The sequence below is a fragment of the Moorena sp. SIO3B2 genome (assembly GCF_010692525.1).
GTDB lineage: Bacteria > Cyanobacteriota > Cyanobacteriia > Cyanobacteriales > Coleofasciculaceae > Moorena > Moorena producens.
This window is the reverse complement of the sequence record NZ_JAAHHE010000893.1, coordinates 1-1347: the sequence shown is the minus strand read 5'-3', so window position 1 is coordinate 1347 and position 1347 is coordinate 1. Positions and strand designations below refer to the sequence as shown.

At 39.8% G+C, this 1347-nt stretch carries 2 protein-coding genes; both read right to left on the bottom strand.

The window, feature by feature from the left end; all coding sequences use genetic code 11:
- On the bottom strand, positions 1-461 hold a 461-nt coding region (locus F6K38_RS42140; protein WP_287360804.1), incomplete at its 3' end, for an SDR family NAD(P)-dependent oxidoreductase.
- A 12-nt stretch (positions 462-473) separates the two neighbouring features.
- Positions 474-1193, bottom strand: coding sequence for a sulfotransferase-like domain-containing protein (locus F6K38_RS42135; RefSeq protein ID WP_287360801.1), 720 nt, complete (start codon positions 1191-1193; stop codon positions 474-476).
- Positions 1194-1347: the final 154 nt, after the last annotated feature.

The following is a 1347-nucleotide window of genomic DNA, read 5'->3' as shown; positions in this document are numbered from 1 at the left end:
ACATTAGGATTACCAACTGAGGCAGCAGTAGAAGCAATGTTGATAATGCGACCCCACTTGCGTTCGATCATTCCTGGTAAACAAAACTTGATCGTACGATAAATACCATTGAGATTAACATCAATAACACGATACCAGTCTTGATCAGGATGCTCGCAGATTTTATGCAGGTAGGTTATTCCAGCAGCATTAACTAGGATATCGACTTGACCAAAAGTTTTGAATACATTATTGCAAAAAGTCTCAACTGAATCAGTAGAAGAGACATCTAGGGTCATTGCTAAAGCCTTAACCCCCTTTGCCTCAATTTCTGTTTGGCAAGAACTTTGCTCAGCGGAGCGGGAGCCAATGGCTACGTTAGCCCCAACTTCTGCTAAAGCAAGAGCGACGGCTTTGCCTATACCAGATGTTCCGCCGGTTACTATTGCTACGCGACCTTGTAAAAATTTTTCTTTATTCATATTGCTATCCGATCAAATTGCGAAATTATAAAGCTCTTCATAAACTTTATGCGCTCCTTCAACCATCCCGACATCTTCAGGACGAATTTCCACTTTTTCTTGAGTTGGTGGCACAATCCCACTACTACCGTCTAAAGTTTTATACCATTTAGCTCGACTCTCCATTTCATCAGGCTGACATTCCCTCCATTTATCCTCATTAAAACTCAACATTTGGGTGTAAAAATTAACTCCTATACATTGGCAATATTCGGTCAAAACTTTTTGGGGATGGCGACGGAAGGAATTAGCTTCAATAAGGATTGCTTTCTGTTTTAATTGCTTAGTTACTATTTCCCACATTTGTTTCAAGGCATCAAAACCAAACTCTTCATTTGTAGGAGACTCATTTACCCGATACCAGGAAGCCATTACCTCGTGAGGATGACGCACAATGAAAGTATTGATCGCAGAAGCGAGAAAATCCTGAGGGATGTATGGCAGTCCTTGGTAAGCCATCTCTTTCATAAAAATTAGAGGAGCTGCCTCCGCCTTTGATTTTATTTCTTCAAGGACTTGAGTAGGTTGGTAATCTTGGCGCTGTTCACAATCGCCAAAGCGATTGGAACGCCGCCATTTGCTAAAGTAATAAACATCAAGGAATGGTTCATCAATGATTGCTGTATCTGGGCGTTGTGAAAAAGTTCTCTCGAAGGCGGTTGATACAGATCTAGGTGTAGCCCATAATACCACAATTTTGGGGTTATTTATCAATTTTTTAAAGTTTTGATAGTTCATTAAAAAAAACGCTTTTCCTACTAGTTTTATCTGATTTATTGTTGATATCACGCTCCTAACAAACCTTGTACACCCAAACTTTTAAATAAACACCAGTGTCTTTCTTTTG